This is a genomic window from Amycolatopsis sp. MtRt-6 (assembly GCF_017308975.1).
Taxonomy (GTDB): domain Bacteria; phylum Actinomycetota; class Actinomycetes; order Mycobacteriales; family Pseudonocardiaceae; genus Amycolatopsis.
Genome location: NZ_JADWPD010000038.1, coordinates 29259 through 49005, shown reverse-complemented (window position 1 = coordinate 49005; position 19747 = coordinate 29259). Strand labels below are relative to the sequence as shown.

19 protein-coding genes and 3 tRNA genes are annotated in these 19747 nt (G+C 70.6%); 17 read left to right on the top strand and 5 right to left on the bottom strand.

The genetic code is table 11. The annotated features are described in order from the left end of the window. The first annotated feature begins 70 nt into the window (after nucleotides 1-70). From I4Q55_RS42095 to I4Q55_RS42070, 6 genes are all read left to right on the top strand, one after another. Nucleotides 71-865 carry a hypothetical protein gene (locus I4Q55_RS42095; RefSeq protein WP_206796172.1) on the top strand — a complete coding sequence of 265 codons (795 nt, stop codon included), beginning with the start codon at nucleotides 71-73 and terminating at the stop codon, nucleotides 863-865. Between the two features lie 100 nt (nucleotides 866-965). After that, a tRNA-Glu gene (locus tag I4Q55_RS42090) sits at nucleotides 966-1038 on the top strand. 22 nt (nucleotides 1039-1060) lie between these two features. Continuing rightward, a tRNA-Asp gene (locus I4Q55_RS42085) sits at nucleotides 1061-1134 on the top strand. Between the two features lie 31 nt (nucleotides 1135-1165). After that, nucleotides 1166-1239: transfer RNA gene (locus I4Q55_RS42080), tRNA-Phe, on the top strand. Between the two features lie 625 nt (nucleotides 1240-1864). Continuing rightward, nucleotides 1865-2215 (top strand): YciI family protein, encoded by a 351-nt coding sequence (locus I4Q55_RS42075; protein WP_206796171.1) that lies wholly within the window; start codon nucleotides 1865-1867, stop codon nucleotides 2213-2215. 33 nt (nucleotides 2216-2248) lie between these two features. Further along, the gene (locus I4Q55_RS42070) at nucleotides 2249-3040 is read left to right on the top strand and encodes an arylamine N-acetyltransferase (RefSeq protein ID WP_206796170.1); all 792 of its coding nucleotides are present in this window, start codon (nucleotides 2249-2251) and stop codon (nucleotides 3038-3040) included. Here the strand turns inward: I4Q55_RS42070 and I4Q55_RS42065 are convergent. Together I4Q55_RS42065 and I4Q55_RS42060 are read right to left on the bottom strand one after the other, a co-directional pair. Then, complete coding sequence (locus I4Q55_RS42065; RefSeq protein WP_206796169.1) at nucleotides 3034-5355, bottom strand: EAL domain-containing protein; 2322 nt, start codon at nucleotides 5353-5355, stop codon at nucleotides 3034-3036. The two genes, I4Q55_RS42070 and I4Q55_RS42065, sit on opposite strands and share 7 nt — an antisense overlap. A 65-nt stretch (nucleotides 5356-5420) precedes the next feature. Further along, entirely contained in the window at nucleotides 5421-6134 is a 714-nt protein-coding gene (locus tag I4Q55_RS42060; RefSeq protein ID WP_242547721.1) for a rhomboid-like protein, read from the bottom strand. 169 nt (nucleotides 6135-6303) lie between these two features. On the opposite strand from I4Q55_RS42060, the gene I4Q55_RS42055 reads away from it, so the two are divergent. Next, a complete protein-coding gene (locus tag I4Q55_RS42055) occupies nucleotides 6304-6843 on the top strand; it encodes a hypothetical protein (RefSeq protein WP_206796167.1) in 540 nt (179 codons plus the stop codon). Here the strand turns inward: I4Q55_RS42055 and I4Q55_RS42050 are convergent. Further along, nucleotides 6830-8161, bottom strand: coding sequence for a nucleobase:cation symporter-2 family protein (locus tag I4Q55_RS42050; protein WP_206796166.1), 1332 nt, complete (start codon nucleotides 8159-8161; stop codon nucleotides 6830-6832). The genes I4Q55_RS42055 and I4Q55_RS42050 overlap by 14 nt on opposite strands. 82 nt (nucleotides 8162-8243) lie before the next feature. Here I4Q55_RS42050 and I4Q55_RS42045 point away from each other — a divergent pair, with 82 nt between their 5' ends. From I4Q55_RS42045 to I4Q55_RS42020, 6 genes are read left to right on the top strand one after another with little or no spacing between them, the layout of a single operon-like run. Then, nucleotides 8244-9383, top strand: a complete 1140-nt coding sequence (locus I4Q55_RS42045; protein WP_242547720.1) for a 5-methyltetrahydropteroyltriglutamate--homocysteine S-methyltransferase — start codon at nucleotides 8244-8246, stop codon at nucleotides 9381-9383. Further along, the gene (locus I4Q55_RS42040) at nucleotides 9383-9703 is read left to right on the top strand and encodes an NIPSNAP family protein (RefSeq protein WP_206796164.1); all 321 of its coding nucleotides are present in this window, start codon (nucleotides 9383-9385) and stop codon (nucleotides 9701-9703) included. The genes I4Q55_RS42045 and I4Q55_RS42040 overlap by 1 nt, the downstream gene beginning before the upstream one ends. Beyond that, nucleotides 9700-10470, top strand: a complete 771-nt coding sequence (locus I4Q55_RS42035) for an IclR family transcriptional regulator (protein WP_206796162.1) — start codon at nucleotides 9700-9702, stop codon at nucleotides 10468-10470. The genes I4Q55_RS42040 and I4Q55_RS42035 overlap by 4 nt, the downstream gene beginning before the upstream one ends. 53 nt (nucleotides 10471-10523) lie before the next feature. Beyond that, the gene (locus tag I4Q55_RS42030; RefSeq protein ID WP_206796161.1) at nucleotides 10524-11738 is read left to right on the top strand and encodes an NAD(P)/FAD-dependent oxidoreductase; all 1215 of its coding nucleotides are present in this window, start codon (nucleotides 10524-10526) and stop codon (nucleotides 11736-11738) included. Further along, the gene (locus I4Q55_RS42025; RefSeq protein ID WP_242547719.1) at nucleotides 11738-12907 is read left to right on the top strand and encodes a 4-hydroxybenzoate 3-monooxygenase; all 1170 of its coding nucleotides are present in this window, start codon (nucleotides 11738-11740) and stop codon (nucleotides 12905-12907) included. The genes I4Q55_RS42030 and I4Q55_RS42025 overlap by 1 nt, the downstream gene beginning before the upstream one ends. Before the next feature lie 52 nt (nucleotides 12908-12959). Then, the gene (locus I4Q55_RS42020; RefSeq protein WP_206796159.1) at nucleotides 12960-13697 is read left to right on the top strand and encodes an ATP-dependent Clp protease ATP-binding subunit; all 738 of its coding nucleotides are present in this window, start codon (nucleotides 12960-12962) and stop codon (nucleotides 13695-13697) included. 97 nt (nucleotides 13698-13794) lie between these two features. On the opposite strand, the gene gndA is transcribed toward I4Q55_RS42020, so the two are convergent. Both gndA and I4Q55_RS42010 read right to left on the bottom strand, forming a co-directional pair. Further along, a complete protein-coding gene (gene gndA, locus I4Q55_RS42015) occupies nucleotides 13795-15234 on the bottom strand; it encodes an NADP-dependent phosphogluconate dehydrogenase (protein WP_206796158.1) in 1440 nt (479 codons plus the stop codon). 85 nt (nucleotides 15235-15319) lie between these two features. Then, the gene (locus I4Q55_RS42010) at nucleotides 15320-16240 is read right to left on the bottom strand and encodes an MBL fold metallo-hydrolase (RefSeq protein ID WP_206796157.1); all 921 of its coding nucleotides are present in this window, start codon (nucleotides 16238-16240) and stop codon (nucleotides 15320-15322) included. Between the two features lie 236 nt (nucleotides 16241-16476). Between I4Q55_RS42010 and I4Q55_RS42005 the strand changes: the two genes are divergently transcribed. From I4Q55_RS42005 to I4Q55_RS41990, 4 genes are all read left to right on the top strand, one after another. Beyond that, on the top strand, nucleotides 16477-17340 hold the full coding sequence (locus I4Q55_RS42005) for a helix-turn-helix transcriptional regulator (protein WP_086860877.1): 864 nt from the start codon (nucleotides 16477-16479) through the stop codon (nucleotides 17338-17340). A gap of 88 nt (nucleotides 17341-17428) precedes the next feature. Then, nucleotides 17429-18280, top strand: a complete 852-nt coding sequence (locus I4Q55_RS42000; RefSeq protein ID WP_206796240.1) for an SAM-dependent methyltransferase — start codon at nucleotides 17429-17431, stop codon at nucleotides 18278-18280. After that, entirely contained in the window at nucleotides 18252-19100 is an 849-nt protein-coding gene (locus I4Q55_RS41995) for an SAM-dependent methyltransferase (protein WP_206796156.1), read from the top strand. The genes I4Q55_RS42000 and I4Q55_RS41995 overlap by 29 nt, the downstream gene beginning before the upstream one ends. Beyond that, a complete protein-coding gene (locus I4Q55_RS41990; protein WP_206796154.1) occupies nucleotides 19097-19705 on the top strand; it encodes a class I SAM-dependent methyltransferase in 609 nt (202 codons plus the stop codon). Before I4Q55_RS41995 ends, I4Q55_RS41990 begins: the two co-directional genes overlap by 4 nt. Nucleotides 19706-19747 lie beyond the last annotated feature (42 nt).

Here is a 19747-nt window from a genome sequence, read left to right as displayed (position 1 = left end):
CAGGTTCGGTCCGCTGTTTGACGCGAGTTTCGTAACACTGTTACGGTTGTCGTGTCGAAAGGGGACGGACGTGGCGACCATCGAGGGTGTGGCGGGCCTGGCGAACCGGATCAGGCCGGTGGTGCAGGTGCTGGGCGGGAAGTTCATGACGTCACCGGAGCTGGCCGCGGTCGAGGCGGAGGTCGGGTTGCCGCCGCGCTCGCTGTACGTGCGGGGGCGCTCGGCGGTGCTCGGCGACGTCCCGCCGAAGGTGGCCGCGGAGCTGTTCGGCATCTTCCCGCACTGGCTGTTCGACTTCGTCCTGCCGCCGGCGACGGCGGCGCTCGACGCACCCGCCGCCGTCCGTGCCTACGCGGAGTCATCGGCTCGGTGGTCGCGTGTCAGCCTTTCGGCCGTATCGGAGCCCGGCCGCTTGGCGGAGCTGCTGTTCCACGTCGTGGACGCCGCGGACGCGAGCGGGCTCGCGCTCTTCGCGGGCTGGAAGAACGCCGAGCGTCCCGAGGGGGACGTCGAGCGCCTCGGCTTCGCGCTGATGGTCTTCCGCGAGCTGCGCGGCGGCCTCCACTTCGCGGCCCTGCGGGCGCTGGGGCTGTCCGTGCCGGAGGCGGTGATCGCGGACCCGGAAGGTGGCCGCGCGCGCCTGCTGCGCACGGCGTGGCCCGAGGACGCGGCCGACGAGCTGATCGCGGCGGCGGAGCGCAAGCCGGACCTGCGCGACCGGTGGCAGCGCGCCGAAGCCCTCACCGACGACCGGATCGGCGAACTGCTGGCGTCGGCGCTGACGGAGACGCAGCGAGCCGAGCTTGATCGGCGGCTGGCGGAACTGGCGGCGTTTGCGCAGGTCCCAGCCTCGCCAACGGCTTAAGGAACCCCCTGTGCAAACGGGTGGTGGCGTGCCCTATGCTTGTAATCGCTCCCAGGGGAACCTGAGAGCGCGGTCGGTCGGTCACCCGAAAGCCGACCGGGCTCCCATCGTTCAGCGGCCTAGGACTCCGCCCTTTCAAGGCGGCAACGCGGGTTCGAATCCCGTTGGGAGTACGCAGTACAGTAGTAAATGCAAGGCCCTGTGGCGCAGTTGGTTAGCGCGTCGCCCTGTCACGGCGAAGGTCGCGGGTTCGAGTCCCGTCAGGGTCGCAAGATCGTTCGGCTCCTTGCCGGCGTTCCCGGCCAGGTAGCTCAGTTGGTACGAGCGTCCGCCTGAAAAGCGGAAGGTCGCCGGTTCGACCCCGGCCCTGGCCACTTTCAGCCCCTGCTCTGCGGAATCTCGCGGAGCAGGGGTTTTTCGTGTCTCCACTGGGTTTGGTTCCTCTCGTCGCAAGGTTGGGCTAGGGCGTCCTACTGGGATGTCGCCGAACCGCTCGCGCTGCCTGCGGGTATGACGACCGCCGGAGTGGACGAGACCGATGGGAACACCACTTTCGCAGGCCGGGCACCAGGCGGACCCGCCGGTCGTCCTCCCGATGCCGGACGGCTTCTTCCCGGTCGACCCGCAAATCGGTCCCCGACGGCAGCGTGGCGATGTTCGGTGTGATTGGGACGGACTCCTACGGCTACGTCTGGGTCCCGGACGGAACCCGGCGGACCCTCGCCAAGTCGCCCGGCGAGACGATTTCCGGGGTGCGGACATCCGCGGTCAGCGGATCATCGGCTCGGCCTCCGGTGCCGGCCGGCGCCACCGACGTGGGCGCCGGTTCGATCACCGAAAGATGCCGGTGCGCTGGAAGTGCGTTTCCTGACGACGATCGCCGCCGACTAGGCCGAACGAGTGAACCGGCGGGACCCGTGTCCGGTCCGCGGCGCCCGCCTCGACCCACCGGTGAACGGCCGCCCACCCGGGGCTGCCACCCGACACGGGGAGTCCACCATGCGTTACCTCCTTACCCTCCACATGAACCCCACCGTCTGGGCCACCCTCGGCGACGACCAGAAGACCGCCGTCTACGAAGGGCACGGTGCCTTCACCAAGCTCATCACCGAGTCCGGTGAGATGGTCGAGACCAAGGCGCTCGCCGAACCCACCGAAACCAAGACCGTCCAGGTCAAGGACGGTGTCGTGCAGACGAAGAACGGTGGCTTCGTCGACTCCGAGGCCTTCCTCTGCGGCTACTACGTCGTCGACGTCGAAAGCGAAGCCCGCGCCGTCGAGCTGGCCGCCAAGATCCCCGACGCCCAGTACACCGCCGTCGAGGTGCGGCAGGTCATCCACGAAGGTTGACCTCCAGTAAGGTCGAGGGTTCATCATGGATCCATGACGACCGAAGGAGAATGGGGGATCGGCGCCGTCGATCTCGACGCCTACCTCGCCCGCGTCGGGCAACCGCGGCGGGCGCCGTCCGAAGGCGCGCTCACCGAACTCATGCGGGCGCACGTCGGGGCCATCCCGTTCGAGAACGTCGACGTCGTTCTCGGGCAGCACCAAGGGATTTCGCTTGACGTCGTGAGCGCGAAACTCGTCGGACGGCGGCGGGGCGGCTACTGCTACGAACACAGTGGCCTCTTCGCCGCCGTTCTCGAACAGCTCGGCTACACCGTGCACCGGCTTTCCGCGCGCGTGCAACCGCGGCGGCCCGGGCCCTACACGCACATGACGCTCGTCGTCGACGTCGACGGCAAACAGTTCCTCGCCGACGTCGGGTTCGGGGCCGGGATCCTCGACCCCATGCCGCTCGTCGACGGCCAGGAGGTCGACCAGGCCGGGTGGCCGCACCGCATCAAGGAAACCAACGGCTGGTGGACGCTGCAGAAGGGTGATGAGGACATCCTCGAGTTCCGGCTCAACGGGATGCACCCCATCGACTACGAGGTCTACCACCACTACACGTCGACGCACCCGAACTCGCCGTTCACCGGACGGCTCGTGATCATGCGGGTCGAACCCGGCGTTAGCCGCAAGCTCCTCGGCCGGGAACTCACCGTCGAAAAACCCGACGGCGGCAGCGAAACCACCACCATCGCCCCCGACGAGCTCGACGCCACCCTCAAAGACCTCGGCGTCGAGCTGACGGCGGACGAACTGGAGCGGCTGAAGCAGGTCTACTGACCGAACAGCTCGGCCGCCGGCACCGGGTGGCCGAGGTGGTAGCCCTGCGCCTGGTCGCAGCCGAGCCGGCGGAGCAGTTCGAGCTGCTCCGCCGACTCGACGCCTTCGGCGATCACCGTCAGGTCCACCGCGTGGGCCATCGCGATGATGCTCGTGACGATCGCCTCCGCGTCCCGCGACTCGGCGATCCCGGTGATGAACGAGCGGTCGATCTTGAGCGTGTCCAGCGTCAGCCGGCGCAGCTGCGCGAGCGACGAATACCCGGTGCCGAAGTCGTCGATCGCCAGCAGCACACCCAGTGACCGCAGGGACGCCAGCACTTCGGCGGCCGCTTCCTCGTCACGCATCAACGCGCTTTCGGTGACCTCCAGGCACAACGCGCCGGCCGGCAGCCCGGTGCACGCCAGCGCGTCCTGGACCGCGGGCACCAGGTGCGGGTCGTCGAGCTGGCGCGTCGACAAGTTCACCTTCAGCGTCAGGTCCAGACCCTGGTGCAGCCGCCGCGCGGCGAGCTCGCGGGTCGTCGCGCGCAGCATCTCCTTGCCGATCACGTTGATCAGGTCGCTCTCCTCGGCCAGCGGGATGAACTCCGCGGGCGAGATCGCGCCGTGCCGGGGGTGCGTCCACCGCAGCAGCGCCTCGACCGCGACCATCTTGCCCGTCCGCAGGTCGACGACCGGCTGGTAGGCCGGCCAGAGCTGGCCGTCGTGGACCGCGTCGCGCAGGTCCTGCTCCATCCGCAGCCGCCGCTGCATCCGCTCGCGCAGGCCGACGTCGAAGAAGTGGTGCCGGCCGCGGCCGAGCGTTTTCGCCTGGTACATCGCGACATCCGCGTCACGCAGCAGGTCTTCCGCGCTGCGGCGGTCGTCGCGGCCGACGAGCACGACGCCGATGCTGGCGTCGAGGTGCAGCTGCCTGCCGAGCACGCCGATCGGCTCGGCCAGTGCGGCCCGCAGGTGCTCGGCCAGCGCGCGGACCTCGGCCGGGTCGGTGACCTCGGCGGTGACGACGACGAACTCGTCGCCGCCGAGCCTGCCGACCAGGTCGTCGCGGCCCGAGCTGCGGCGCAGGCGTTCCCCGACGATCCGCAGCACCTGGTCGCCGACCGAGTGCCCGAGCGAGTCGTTGATGACCTTGAACTTGTCCAGGTCGAGGAACAGCACGGTGACCGCGCCGCGCTCGCGGACGTCGAGCCTGCCGAGCACCAGGGTCCGGTTCGCCAGCCGGGTCAGCGGGTCGTGGGTGGCGTCGTGCGCGAGCTGCGCGCTGATCGCGCGGGTCTCGGTGATGTCGGTGAACGACGTGACCACGGCCATCGCCGCCGGGTCGTCCGGGTTGAGCAGCCGCGAGGTCAGCGACACCCAGACGTCGCGGCCGTCCGGCCGGCGCAGGCGGACGACCAGGCCGTTGTGCGTCACCCCGGTCCGCCGGGTCCGCACCGACGGCATCTCGTCCGGCGGGATCCACTGCCCGGACTCGGTGAACAGCGTCAACGTGTGGCACGGGACGCCGATCACCTCGGCTTCGGTGACGCCGAGGATGCGGCACGCCGCCGGGTTCGCCGCTTCGATCAGCCCGCCCGCGCCCATCACGAGGACGCCTTCGTCGAGGGACGCGACGACCGTGCGGTAGTTCTGCTCGGCCCGCCGCCGCGCGGTTTCGTCGGCGCAGACGAGCACGTACCCGTCGTTCATCTCGGCGGCCGAGACGCGGACGGCCAGGGGAGCACCGTCACGCCGCCGGTGCACCGCTTCCGCGACGCCGCCGCCGCGCCGGATGGCAGGCAGGTCGAGCGGGGCGCCGACGAGTTCGCTCGCGCGGCGCCCGACAGCCTCGGCCGCGGTCCACCCGTACACCGCCTCGGCGGCCGGGTTCCAGCTGGTCACGACGCCTTCGCCGGTGGTCGCGATCAGCGCGTCGCTGACGTGCGACACGAGCGCGGCCTGGTAGCGGAGGGCGTCGGCGGCCGCCTTCTTCGCCGTGATGTCCCGCATGACGACCTGGTACGCGGCCTCGCCGAGGCGCACCAGGACCGTCTCGACGGCGAACTTGCTGCCGTCCAACCGGGACATCAGCGCTTCGACGGGCTCGCTCGCCTGCCCCCGTTCCGTCAGCCGGGCGAGCTTCTCGATCAGCGCGGCGCGCGCGTCCTCGGCGACGAAGTCGGTGAAGCGGCGGCCGACGACCTCGTCGGCGGAGCGCGCGGCGAACGTCTCGAGGGCCGCGCGGTTGGCGTAGGTGAGCACGCCGTGCTCGTGCACGCAGATAGCGTCCGAACTCAGCTCCACCAGTTCGGCGAGCGAGTCGGCCTGCATGTGCGTCCGTCCCCCGTGAAGTCGGCGTGTGGCCCGTCGATTACACCACCGACTCCGGCGCCTGCCTACCCGGCGGAATCCGGTTCCGGCCTGCGGATGCTCGCGCGCAACCACGGCCCGCAGACGAGCAGCCCGAAGTGCGCGGCGAACGCGTGGCCGAGCAGCGTGACGATCGAGTCGAGGTTCGCCGGGGCGTCGCTCAGCCAGATCACCGCGATGAACACCTCCATCGCGGCCAGCGCGAGCAGGCGCGCGCGGCCGTGCAGCAGGAACACCAGCGCGCCGGCGGTGGTGAAGAAGCCGTAGCTGACCCCGATGTCGAGCCAGTGCCCGGCCGAGTTCGGCAGCACGTGCGCGCTGATCAGGGCCATCACCGGCAGCTCGGTGGCGAGCGTGGCCAGCACGTGGCCGGCGAAGAACACCAGCGCCGTGCGGCGGGCGCCGAACCGGCGTTCCAGCGGGGCGACGGCGATGGCGAAGATCGCGGCGTAGGCGAACCAGCTTTCGCCGGGCAGCCAGATCGCGCTGGTCAGCAGCGAGGCCAGCGGGCGCCGCCACAGGTTGTGGGCGTCCGTGCTGGACAGCTGGAGCAGCCGGTCGGTCACCGCCGGGTCGGCGAACTCGAGCACCAGCGTCGTGCCGAGCAGGACGACCAGGTAGCCGAAGGTGAACGGCGTCGTCTTCGGGTTGGGCAGGTACCGGAGCCACGACCGCGGGCGGCGCTCGACGGCAACCGGCCGATCGGCTCTCCGCAGCATGGATCGAGCTTCGGTGGTCATGCTGGGAGTATCACGAGCGCGCGCTTAGAAAACGCTGTGGATGTCACTCACCGTCAGACTTTGCGTTACGTGACGAATTTTTGCCGCGACTTCACCCGTTCGGGGTCTTTTTACGGTAAGAATACGGCCACGATGTCGGCCGAACGGCGTCTCGGGAAGGTCTGTCGGGGTGAACGACGAGGTATCGGTCGCCGAGCTGCTCGTGCGCGAGGGCTGGGGCGACCGTGCGGAACCGGGGCAGTCGCGCTGGCGAGTGGTCGCGGTGATGCTCGCCGTCATCGTGGGCTGCGGCGCCGCGGCCGCCCTGGTCGCCTTCAGCGGCAAGGAGCGCCAGGACGCTTCCCCGGTCGACCAGATCCAGGTCATCCCCTTCCCGCAGCGCACCACCGGGCTGGGCGGCGCCGACCAGGCCACGGACTCGCCGCCGGACGGCGGGATCGGCGGCGGCACCGGCGGCGACGTCGTCACGGCGTCGAACGAGCACCGCGGCACCGTCACCGAGGTGCCCGGCCGTGACCCGGCCACCACCGCCGACAGCACCGCCACCGGAACCGCGGACCCGACCGCGACGTCGTCCAGTTCCGACCCCTCGAGCACGGGCAGCGCGACGACGACGCCGCCGGGGAACCCGCCGTCGGCCAGCGGCCGGCCGCCGTCGACGCCGCCGGCCCCGCCGCGCACGTCGTGCTTCTTGATCATCTGTTGGTGAGCAGGTCCGGTTCGCGCCGCCGCCCGAGGTGGTTGAACAGCAGGTTCAGCACGAACGCGAGCACCGCCGTCACTGTGATCGAGCTGCCGCCGATCGTCTGCAGCCAGGCCGGGAAGTGCTTGAAGATGTCCGGGGCGAACGCCGGCAGCAGACCGACGCCGAGGGCCACCGCGACGACGAACGTGTTGTGGTTGCCGGAGAACTCGACCGTCTTCAGGTTCTGGACGCCGACGGCCGCCACCATCGCGAACATCACCACCGCGACCCCGCCGATGACCGGTTCCGGGATGGCCGCGATGAACGCGCCGATCTTCGGCACCAGGCCCATCAGCACCAGGATCCCGCCGGTCACCGCGACGACCCAGCGGCTGCGCACGCCGGTCATCCGCACCAGGCCGACGTTCTGCGCGAACGCCGTGTCGGGGAAAGAGTTCATCACCCCGCCGAGCACGGCCGAGACGCCGTCGGTGGCCAGGCCGCGCGCGAGGTCGGCGTCGGTCGGCCGGCGCCCGGTGATCTCGCCGACGGCGATCATGTCGGCGGTCGACTCGGTGAACGTCACCAGCATGACCACGCACATCGACAGGACCGCCGCGATCGGGAAGGTGGGCGCGCCGAAGTGGAACGGCGACGCGAGCCCGAACCAGCCGGCCGCGCGCAGGCCGTCCCAGTGCACCAGGCCCATCGGGATCGCCACGACCAGCCCGATCGCCAGCGCGAGCAGCGGCCCGATCTGGCCGGCGAACCCGCGCAGCACGCGGGTGAAGAGCACGAGCAGCGCGAGCACGCCGAACGCCAGCCCGAGGTGCGACGGGGCCGCGTAGTCCGGGGACGTCGTGTCGTGGCCGGCGATCATCGCCGCGCCCGGGCCGAGCAGCGAGACGCCGATGACCAGCAGCAGCGTCCCGGTGACCAGCGGCGGGAAGAAGCGGATCAGCTTCGCGAACGGCTTCGCGATGAGCAGCCCGAACACGCCGGAGGCGAGCATCGCGCCGTAGACCGCGGGCAGCCCGTACTGGGACGCGATGAGGATCATCGGGTTGACGACGGTGAACGTCGCGCCCGCCACCACCGGCAGCCGGATGCCGAGCAGCTTGCCGATGCCGACCGCTTGGATGAGCGTGGCGATGCCCGCGACCAGCAGATCGGCGTTGACCAGCAGTCCGATCGTCGCCGGGTCGAGCTTGAGCGCGCTGCCGACGATCAGCGGCACCGCGACCGAACCGGCGTACATGATCGACATGTGCTGCAGGCCGAGCAGCGCGAGCCGCCCGGCGGGCAGGCCCCGGTCGACCGGGTGGACCGCGGATTCCGTCATGAGCGGACGTTAGCAAGTCCCGGGCGTGATGATCATGTTTCGGGGGGCGGCGCAACGGCCGGGAATGTGTGACCATCGGTGCATGACTTCGGGTGGCATTTCCCAGGTGGGCCCGCCGTTTCGCGCCGATCACGTGGGGAGCCTGCTGCGGCCCCCGGTGCTGCGCGACGCACGAAGGCGGCACGAAAGCGGTGAGATCGGCGCGGAGCAGCTCCGCGCGGTCGAGGACGACGCGATCCGCGACGTGATCAAGATGCAGCGGGCGGCCGGGCTCAGCTCGGCGACCGACGGCGAGTTCCGCCGCGGCTCGTGGCACATGGACTTCATCTACGCGCTCGGCGGCATCTCGAAGAGCGACCAGCGGCTGCACGTCAAGTTCCACAACCTGGCGGGCGACCTCGAGTTCAGCCCGCCGGGGCTGCAGGTCGACGGCAAGGTGCGGCTCGACGAGCCGATCTTCGCCGACCACTTCCGGTTCCTGCAGTCCCATGTGGACCCGGGCGTGACGCCGAAGCTGACCATCCCGTCGCCGAGCATGGTCTACTACCGCGGTGGCCGGGCCGCGGTCAGCGAGAGCGTCTACCCGGACCTCGAGGAGTTCTTCGCCGACCTCAGCGCGGCCTACCAGCAGCAGGTCACCGCGGTGCACGACCTCGGCTGCCGGTACCTGCAGCTCGACGACACGAGCCTCGCCTACCTGAACGACCCGGCGCAGCGGGAGCTCGTCGCGCGGATGGGCGGCGACCCGGACACCCAGCACCTGCGCAACATCGCGACGATGAACGCCGCGCTCGAAGGCCGTCCCGAGGACCTCACGGTGACGACCCACCTGTGCCGCGGCAACTTCCGGTCGTCGTGGGCCGCGGAGGGCAGCTACGAGTTCGTCGCCGAGGCGCTCTTCGGCGAGCTCGCCGTCGACGGGTTCTTCCTGGAGTACGACGACGAGCGCTCCGGCGGGTTCGAGCCGCTGCGGTTCGTGCCGAAGGACAAGAAGGTGGTGCTCGGCCTGGTCACGACCAAGCGGCCGGAGCTGGAGGACCCGGACGTCCTGGTCCGGCGGATCGAGGAGGCGTCGCGGTACGTCGACGTCGACCGGCTCTGCCTGTCCCCGCAGTGCGGCTTCTCCTCGACCGAGGAAGGCAACGACCTGACAGCGGACGACCAGCTGCGCAAGCTGGAGCTGATCGTCTCGACGGCCGACCGCGTCTGGGGCGGCCACTGATGATCACGTGCGTCGTCGACTACGTCATCGACCCCGCGAAGCTGCCCGACTTCGAACGCTTTGCCGCCGCCTGGATGCGGCTGGTGCAGCGCGAGGGCGGCATCCACCACGGCTATTTCCTGCCGGCGGAGGGGGCGAGCGACGAAGCCAGGGCGCTGTTCAGCTTCGAAAGCCTGGCGGCGTACGAGCGGTACCGGGAGTTGTTCGGCGTCGACCCGGACTTCATCGAGGCGGACAAGATCCGCGACGAGAGCGGGTGCGTGATCCGGTACCGCCGGACGTTCATGCGCCCGCTGCTCCCGGACGACGACGAAGGGTGAGACACAGCGCGCCGCGGCCGCCGTCGGTGGTGGATCGGGTCCTCGACCTCCTGGGGGCCTTCACCGCCGAGCGGCCGCGGCTCACGCTGTCCGAGCTCAGCCGCCGGGCCGGGCTGCCGCTTTCGACCACGCACCGGCTGGCCGGCGAGCTCACCCGGCGTGGCGCGCTCGTGCGCGACGAGGCCGGCGGCTACCGCGTCGGGCTGTGGCTGTGGGAAGTCGCCTCCCTCGCCCCGCACGGCGCCGAGCTGCGCGAGAGCGCGATGCCGTTCCTGGAAGACCTCTACGAGGCCACGCACCAGAACGTGCAGCTCGCCGTGCTCGACGGGCCGGAGGTCGTGTTCGTCGAGCGCATTTCCGGCCGGGGCGCCGTCAACGTCGTGACGCGCGTCGGCGGCCGGCTGCCCGCGCACGCCACCGGTGTCGGCCAGGTGCTCCTCGCGCACGCTCCCGCCGAGGCCCAGGAAGAAGTCCTGGCCGGCCCGCTCAAGACGTTCACGCCCAAGACGATCGGCGAACCCGCGCGGCTGCGGCGCGTGCTGGCCGACGTGCGCCGGGACGGCTACGCGATCAGCGACGGGCAGATCGAGCTCATCGCGCTGTCGGTGGCGGCTCCGGTCCGCGACGCCACGGACAAGGTGGTGGCCGCCATTTCGGTGGTCGTGCCGGCGGAGACGGACCCGCGGACGCTGGTCCCGGCGGTGCGGGCCGCGGCGCGGGGGATTTCGCGGGTGCTCGGCGCCCCGCGGGCGTCCTCGACGGCTTGAGCCGGTTGTGGTCGGATGAGACCGAGGGTTGCCGGATCGGGTGAGGAGCAGGAATGACCACCGTTCTCGTCGTCGGTGCTGGTCAGAGCGGGTTCCAGGCTGTGGCTTCGCTGCGGGACCGGGGCTTCGGCGGCCGGGTCGTGCTGGTCGGGGACGAGCCGGGCGTGCCCTACCAGCGGCCGCCGCTGTCGAAGGCCTACCTGGCCGGGACGGCCGGGCTCGAGCAGCTGCGCCTCCGCGGCGAGGACTTCTTCGCCGAGAAGGACATCGAGCTGGTCGAAGCGCGCGTCAAGAGCATCGACCGCGAAGCGCGGAAGAGCCGGCTCGAAGACGGCCGCGAACTGGACTACGACTTCCTCGTGCTGGCCACCGGCGCCCGCAACCGGACGCTGCCCGTGCCCGGCGCGGACCTGGCGGGCGTGCTGACCCTGCGCACCCGCGACGACGCCGACCGGCTGCGGGCGTCCCTCGGACAGGCCGAACACGTCGTCGTGGCCGGCGGCGGGTTCATCGGGCTGGAGTTCGCCTCGCACGCCGGCCGCCCGGTGACGATCGTCGAGGCGCAGGACCGCCTCCTAAACCGCGTCGCGACGCCGGAGATCTCCGCGTACTTCGCCGACCTACACCGCTCCGCCGGGCACACCGTGCTGCTCGGCCACGGCGTCGCGGCCATGCACGGCGACGGGCGCGTCCGCGAGGTCGAGCTGACCGACGGCTCTCGGCTGCCCGCCGACCTGGTCGTCGTCGCCGTCGGGGTGGTGCCCGAGACCACGCTCGCCGAGGCCGCCGGGCTGCCGGTGCGCAACGGCGTCGTCGTCGACGCGCACCTGCGGACGGCGGACGAGCGGATCTTCGCCATCGGCGACTGCGCCAACTTCCCGTGCGTGCAGGCCGGCGCCGAGACCCGCCTGGAGTCCGTGCAGAACGCCGTCGACCAGGCCCGCTGCGTGGCCGCGGCGATCACCGGCACCGCCGAGCCGTACGCCAGCCTGCCGTGGTTCTGGACCGACCAGGCGGGCGCCAAGCTGCAGATCGCCGGCATCCTCTCGGGCGCCGACCGGACGGTGGTCGCGGGCGACCCGGCCGAGGGCAAGTTCTCCGTGCTGTCCTTCCGCGAAGACGTCCTCATCGCCGTCGAGTCGGTGAACCGGCCCGCCGACCACATCGCCGCGCGCCGCCTGTTCACCGCCGAGCCGAAGCCCGCGTACGCCGACCTCGAGGCCAGCGCCTTCGACCTCAAGGCGCACCTGAAGTCGCGAGCCGCGTGATGCGCACGCAGGTCGCCGTCATCGGCGCCGGCCCGGCCGGGCTGCTGCTGTCGTTCCTCCTGCACGAAGCCGGGATCGACTGCGTGGTCCTGGAGGCCCGCGACCGCGAGTACGTCCGGCAGCGCGTGCGGGCCGGAGTCTGCGAGCAGCCGACCGTCGAGCTGCTGACGTCGCTGGGCCTCGGCGAGCGCCTGGCGGCGGAGGGCATGCCGCACGAGGGGCTGTCGCTGCGGTTCGACCGCGCCGACCACCGGATCGCACTCACCGAGCTGACGGGCCGCCGTATCACCGTCTACGGGCAGCAGGAGATCGTCAAGGACCTGATCGACGCGCACGAAGCCCGCGGCTATCCGATCTCCTACGAGGTTTCCGACGTCACGCTGTCCGATGTGGACACCGAGCGCCCCCGAGTCGGTTACGTGGACGGCCAAGGCAATGCACAGACCATCGAGTGCGACGCCGTCGCGGGCTGCGACGGCTTCCACGGTGTCTCCCGACCGTCCATTTCGGACAACTTGACGGTGTACGAGCGCGAGTACCCCTTCGCGTGGCTGGGTGTCCTGGCGCGGACACCGCCGTCGCACCACGAGCTGATCTACGTCCACCACGAACGCGGGTTCGCGCTGCACAGCATGCGGACGCCGGAGATCACCCGCCTCTACCTCCAGGTCGATCCCCACGACGACCTGGCGAGCTGGTCCGACGACCGGATCTGGGCCGAGCTGACCGCGCGCCTGGAGGTCGAAGGCGACTTCACGCTGCGGGAGGGCCCGATCCTCGACAAGGGCATCACGCCGATGCGCAGCTTCGTCGCCGAGCCGCTGCGGCACGAGCGGCTGTTCCTGGCCGGCGACGCCGCGCACATCGTGCCGCCGACCGGCGCGAAGGGCATGAACCTCGCCATCGCCGACGTCCGGGTGCTGGCGCCGGCGCTGGAAGCGTTGCTGCGCGGCGACGAATCCCTCGCCGCGGCCTACTCGGACACGTGCCTGCGCCGGGTGTGGCGGGCGGAGCACTTCTCCTGGTTCATGACGACGATGCTGCACACCGACCCGCACGCGGACGGCTTCGCGCGGCAGCTGCAGCTCTCGCAACTGCGCTACACGACGTCGTCGCGCGCGGCGGCGACCAGTCTCGCCGAGAACTACGTCGGGCTGCCGTTCGCCTGAGATCGTCAACTCGTGGTTGACGTCGGAAGTGCGTCAACCTACAGTTGACGGCATGACCCTGCCGACCAGCATCAAGCTCGACGACCTCATCAACGCCATCAAGAGCAACAACGACCACGACGCCCTGGCCCAGCTGACCGACGCCGTCTACGTCGGCCAGCACCTCGGCGAAGTCGCCGACCACCTGATCGGCCACTTCGTCGACCAGGCCCGCCGGTCCGGCGCGTCCTGGACCGAGATCGGCGCCAGCATGGGCGTCACGAAACAGGCCGCCCAGAAGCGGTTCGTACCGAAGGCCGACCCCGGCGGCGACCCGGCCGGGAACATCGAGCGCCTCTACGGCCGCTACACCGACCGCGCGCGGCACGTCGTCGTCGAAGCCCAGAAGGCGGCGGCCGAGCACAGCAGCCCGGAAATCGACACCGTGCACATCGTGCTGGGCCTGCTGACCGAGCCCGCCGCGCTGGCGGCCGGGGCGATCCTGGCCCAGGGCGTGCAGCTGGACGCCGTCCGCGAAGCCGCCGAGGCGCGGCTGCCCGAGCCGGCCGACCCGGTGCCGAACGTGGTCCCGTTCTCCGCCGCCGCCAAGAAGACCCTCGAGCTGACCATGCGCGAAGGCCTGCGGCTCGGGCACAACTACATCGGCACCGAGCACATCCTGCTGGCCCTGCTCGAACAGGGCGAAGGCGGCGGCTTCGAGGTGCTCGACGGCCTGGGCGTCAAGAAGGACAAGGCCGAGGCGAAGATCGTGGAGGTGCTGGCGGAACTCCTCGCCGCCCGCGGGCAGTGAGGCTCCTGCCGGCTGCGGCGCTGCTCGCGCTGCTGCTGGTGTCGCTGCTCTGACCGGGCGGGACCAGGGGGTCTTCCCGGTCAGAGCAGCGGCCTGGTCAGGCGTCGGACTCCGGGCGGCCGTCGGCGGCCCAGGCCGTGTGGAACGACCCTTCGCGGTCCACCCGGCGGTAGGTGTGGGCGCCGAAGAAGTCCCGCTGGCCCTGGACCAGCGCGGCCGGCAGCCGGTCCGCGCGGAGGCCGTCGTAGTACGCCAGCGCCGTCGAGAAGCCCGGCGTCGGGATGCCGAGCTTGACCGCCGTCGAGATCACCGAACGCCACGAGTCCTGCGCGTCCTCGACCGCCTTGCGGAAGCCACCCGACGTCAGCAGCGTCGGCAGCTCCGGCTCGTCGGCGTAGGCCGACGTGATGTCGTTGAGGAACTTCGCGCGGATGATGCAGCCGCCACGCCAGATCGAGGCGACCTTGCCCAGGTCGATGTCCCAGCCGTACTCGGTCGCGCCGGCCTGGATCTGGTTGAAGCCCTGCGCGTACGCGACAACCTTCGACGCGTACAGCGCCTGCTCGACGTCGTCGGCGAAGCGCTCCAACGCGGAACCCGACAGCGGCGCCGCCGACGGACCGCCGAGCCCGCGGGCCGCCGCGCGCAGCGGCTTCGACCCGGACAGCGACCGCGCGAAGACGGCTTCGGCGATGCCCGAGATCGGGACGCCGAGGTCGAGGCCGATCTGCACGGTCCAGCGGCCGGTGCCCTTCTGCTCCGCGGCGTCCTCGACGACGTCCACGAACGGCTTGCCGGAGGACGCGTCGACGTGCGCGAGCACCTCGGCGGTGATCTCGATCAGGTACGAGTCGAGCCGCCCGGTGTTCCAGGTGCGGAACACGTCGGCGATCTCGGCGGGGGAGTAGCCACCGGCGTGCCGGAGCAGGTCGAACGACTCCGCGATCAGCTGCATGTCGGCGTACTCGATGCCGTTGTGCACCATCTTGACGAAGTGGCCGGCGCCGTCCGCGCCGATGTGCGTGCAGCACGGCTCGCCGTCGACCTTCGCCGAGATGTCCTCGAACAGCGGGCCGAGCGACTCGTACGACTCCTTCGAGCCGCCGGGCATGATGCTCGGCCCGTGCAGCGCGCCCTCTTCACCGCCGGAGACGCCGCTGCCGACGAAGTGCAGCCCACGCTCGCGCAGCGCCTTCTCGCGGCGGCGCGTGTCGGCGAAGTGCGCGTTGCCCGCGTCGATGATGACGTCGCCCTCTTCGAGCAGCGGCGCGAACTCCTCGATGACGGCGTCCGTCGGGCCGCCCGCCTTGACCATGATCACGACCTGCCGGGGCCGCTCCAGCGCGTCGACGAACTCCTGGGCGGAGTACGCCGGGATGAAGTCGCCCTCGTCGCCGAACTGGTCCACCAGCGCGCGGGTCCGCTCCTCGGACCGGTTGTGCAGGGCCACCGTGTGACCGTGCCGGGCCAGGTTGCGGGCCAGGTTGCGGCCCATGACCGCCAGGCCGGTGACCCCGATGCTCGCCTTCTTGCTCATCCGCATCCTTCCGAAGACTCTCTCGATTCAGACAGTAGTCCGATCGACGCCTCAAGGAAGGGCACGGAGGAGCAGCTCACTCAGTTCAGGAGAAGCAGCGGATCGGTCCCTTGTTGAAGGCGAGCATGTCCGTGATCGCCGCCACGAGATCGATCTGCGCACCCCACTCGGCGCCGTCCAGCTCGGCGTACGCGCGGTGCAGGTTGCCCGGCAGCCGCTCCTGCTCGGTCAGCTCCGAGAACTCGCCCAGGTGCGTCTCCTTGGCCAGCTCCAGCGGCGACAGCCCGGCCGCCTTCCCGCGTTCGGCCGTCTTCTGGACGAACCCGAGGTATTCGTCCACTTTGTCCACGATGTCCAGTCCACACGGGCCGCCGTGCCCCGGCAGGATCACTTCCGGCTCCAGCTCCCGGACGACGTCGAGGGCTTTGCGCCAGCCGGCCACCGAGCCCATCAGCGCGAACGGGCTGCCGCCGTGGAACACCAGGTCGCCGGCGTAGAGCACGCGCTGCGCGGGCAGCCAGACCAGGACGTCATTGGTCGTGTGGGCGGCGTGGCCGGGGTGGATCAGCTGGATCTCGACGTCGCCGGCGTAGAGGGTGAGCCGGTCGTCGAAGACGATCTCGGGCGGCCGGGACCGCAGCTCGCCCCAGTCGCTGCCGACGAAGATGCCCTCGAACGTCTGGATGCCCTCGGCGACCAGCAGCTCGCGGGTCTTGCGGTGGCCGACCACCGCCGCGCCCTCGACCAGGTAGTTGCCGTTGGTGTGGTCGCCGTGGTGGTGGGTGTTCACCAGCGTCGTCACCGGGCTGCCGGTGGTGGCATCGACGGCCGTGAGCAGCGCGCGCGTCCGGCGCTCGGTCGAGCAGGTGTCGATCAGCACGATGTGGTCGCCGGCGTCGACGAACCCGCAGTTGTTGATGTACCAGGAGCCGTCCGGCTGGACGTAGCCGTGGACCTGGTCGGCCAGGCGGGTGACGGTGGCGGCGGAAGGCGAGCGATCGGTCACGGGGCCACTATGCCGCAGAAGGGGCTCCGCCGGTTGGCCGAATAATTCGGAATTTCGCTGGTCCAGGCGAGTGATACCGCAGGTGACTGGCATTCCGCGGCGTTTCCTGGAACGCTGCGCGATGTCATCATCGAGATCCGCAAGGTGAAGCACTAACCTGGGTGGGTTCGATAGTTCGCGCGCGACGGCGACCGGGAGGCCGCCGTCGCTTGGTAGTGGTCCGGGAGAGCAGGGCGATGGCCAGCACCGTCACCTCGCGCCGGAAGCAGCTCGGGAACGAGCTCCGGCATGCCCGCACCGCGGCGCGGATGACACAGCAGCAGGTCGCCGAGGTCCTCGGCTGCACCCAGGGCAAGGTCAACAAGATCGAGTCCGGTGCCGTCGGGGTGAAGCTCGGGGATGTGCGATCGATGCTGAACGCGTTCGGGATCAACGGCGAAGAGGCCGACACGCTGATGAACCTGGCGCGGGCCGCCGCCGGGCAGCGCGGCCACTGGTCCGGCTACCGCTCGGTGGTGCCGCACTGGTTCCGCACCTTCACCGACCTGGAGCCCGCGGCCGCGGAGATCCTCACCTGGCACGGTGAGCGCATCCCGGGCCCGCTGCAGTCCGAGCACTACATGCTCAAGCAGTTCACCGAGGCCGGTGCGACGGACGTGACGTCGCTGGTCCGCAACCGCCTCGACCGCAAGGCGGTGTTCGAGCAGCAGCAGCCGCCGTACTACCGCTTCATCATCAGCGAAGGCGCGCTGCGCCGGGCCCCGGGCGGCTACGCGCCCGCGGTGATGCTCGACCAGGTCGAGCACCTGCTCTCGCTCGAGAAGCACCCGCGGGTCTACGTGCACGTCCTGCCGTTCGGCGCGCGGCTGGCCGCGGTGCCCAACGACTTCACGATCATGCGGTTCCCGGACCGCACCCGCGACTTCGTCTACATCGAGCACTCCGCCGGCGGGCTGTACCTCGACGACGTCAAGGACTTCAACATCTTCGTCGACTCGTGGGACAGGCTGCGCGGAGCCGCGCTGGAGCGCCAGGAGACCCGGCAGTTCCTCAAGGAGCTTGCGGAGGGTTACCGGGCCCAGATGCAGCAGATCCAATAGGGCGAATGGCGGGCTCAGCTGTCCCGGCCCGTGAACAACTTTCGGTAGAGTCGGTCTGTTGCGCTGGATTCCACCGGAAGTGGACATCGTGGACCCCGACTTCCTCCCCGACGCCGTCGACCTCGACCGGCCGAACGTGGCGAGGATCTACGACTGGGCCCTCGGCGGCACCGCGAACTGGGCGATCGACCGGCAGTTCGGCGAGCAGGCCGTGCAGGCGTTCCCGCTGGCCAAGACCCTGGCGCGGGCCAACCGCGACTTCCTCGGCCGGGCCGTCCGCTACTGCCTCGCCGAAGGCATCACGCAGTTCCTCGACCTCGGCTCCGGCATCCCGACCGCCGGCAACGTGCACGAGGTCGCCGACGACCACGTCGACGACAGCCGCTGCGTGTACGTCGACAACGAGCCCGTGGCCGTCGCGCACGGGCGGATGCTCCTCGAAGAGGCGGGCGACCCCGAACGCCACGCCGTGCTGCACGCCGACCTGCGGGACGCCTGCGAGGTCTGGGAAGCCGCGCTGGCCACCGGCGTGCTCGACCCGGACCGGCCGATCTGCCTGCTGACCGTGGCGGTGCTGCACTTCCTGCCCGACGTCACCGGGGTGCGCGAAGCCATCCGCGACTACCGGACGCTCCTGGCACCCGGATCGGCGTACGTGCTTTCGCACGCGACGGAATCCGGCGTCCAAGGCGAAGAGCTGACGCAGATCAGGAAACTCGTGAAGCTGACCGAGCAGTCGAGCTCGCCCGCGGTTTCCCGGTCCCTCGACGAGATCGCCGCGTTCTTCGGTACCTTCGACGTCGTCGAGCCCGGGATCGTGCCTGTGGGAGAGTGGCGCCCCGAGCCCGGCGCCGCCACGGTCCCCCTCGCGAGCGTGGTCGGCGGTGTCGGCCGCAAGCCTGGAGGACGCAATGACGACGCAGGACCCCGAAGCCCCTGAAGGCGTGGACCTCGACCGGCCGAACGCGGCCCGCATCTACGACTGGTTCCTCGGCGGCGACGCCAACTGGGCCATCGACCGCCAGTTCGGCGAGCAGGCGGTCAAGACCTTCCCGATGATCAAGACCGTCGCCCGCGCCGGCCGCGACTTCCTCGGCCGCGGTGTCCGCTACCTGGCGCGCAACGGCATCGACCAGTTCCTCGACCTCGGCTCCGGCGTCCCCACGGTCGGCAACGTCCACGAGGTCGCCACGGACGTCAACCCGGACGCGCGGTGCGTGTACGTCGACAACGAGCCGGTCGCGGTGGCCCACTCGCAGATCCTGCTGGAGAAGGAGGGTGTCGCGGGGCGGCACGCGGTGCTGCAGGGCGACCTGCGCGACCCGGCCGACATCTGGAAGCGCGCGCTCGACACCGGCGTCCTCGACCCCAACCGCCCGATCGGCCTCATCATGGTCGGCGTCCTGTACTTCCTCGGCCCCGACGAGCCGGTGGCCCAGACCATCCGGAAGTACCTGTCGGTGCTGCCGTCCGGCTCGTACTTCCTGTCCTCGCACCTGACCGACGACGGCATGCGGGACATGGAAGACGCGGACAGCCGCGAGACGATCATGAAGCAGTACAACAAGTCCAGCACGCCGCTGACGCTGCGCAGCCGTGCCGAGTTCACGTCGTTCTTCGAGGGGCTGGAGCTGGTCGAGCCGGGCATCGTCTACCTGCCGGAGTGGCACCCGGAGGAGATCGAGTCCAAGGCCACCCGCAAGCTCGCCAACGACCCCTCGTTCGTCGGCCACCTCTGCGGCCTCGGCCGCAAGCCGTGAGGGCGGCCGCCTACGACGGGGTCGCCGTCCAGTACGCGGAATTCGCCGCCGAGGTCTGGGACAGGCACCCGCTGGAGCGGGCGGTGTGGGCGGCGTTCGCGGATTCCGTCCGCGGCCGCGGCCCGGTCGCCGACCTCGGCTGCGGGCCCGGGCACCTCACGGCGCACCTGCGCTCGCTGGGGCTCGACGCGTTCGGTGTCGACCTGTCCCCGGCGATGATCGCGCTCGCCGAGGCCGCTCACCCGGAGCTGCGGTTCGCGGTCGGCTCGATGGCCGCGCTGGACGTGCCGGACGCCTCGCTCGCCGGGATCCTCTCGTGGTACTCGGTGATCCACACCCCGCCGGCGGAGCTGCCGGGGTACTTCGCCGAATTCGCCCGAACGTTGGCCGCGGGCGGTCACGTTCTGTTGGGGTGCTTCGCCGCCCGGGGCGAGCCGTTGACGTCGTTCGACCACAAGGTCACGACAGCCTACTGCTGGCCGCTCGACGAGCTGGCGGGCATCGCGGCCGAGGCGGGGTTTGCCGAAGTGGGGCGGGTGTACCGGGAACCGGGCGAGGGGGAACGGCCGCTGCGGCACGGCAGCCTGCTGCTCCGGAAACCGTAGTCACGTACGGCAAGAGCCCCGGTTCCGTCAGGAAGCCGGGGC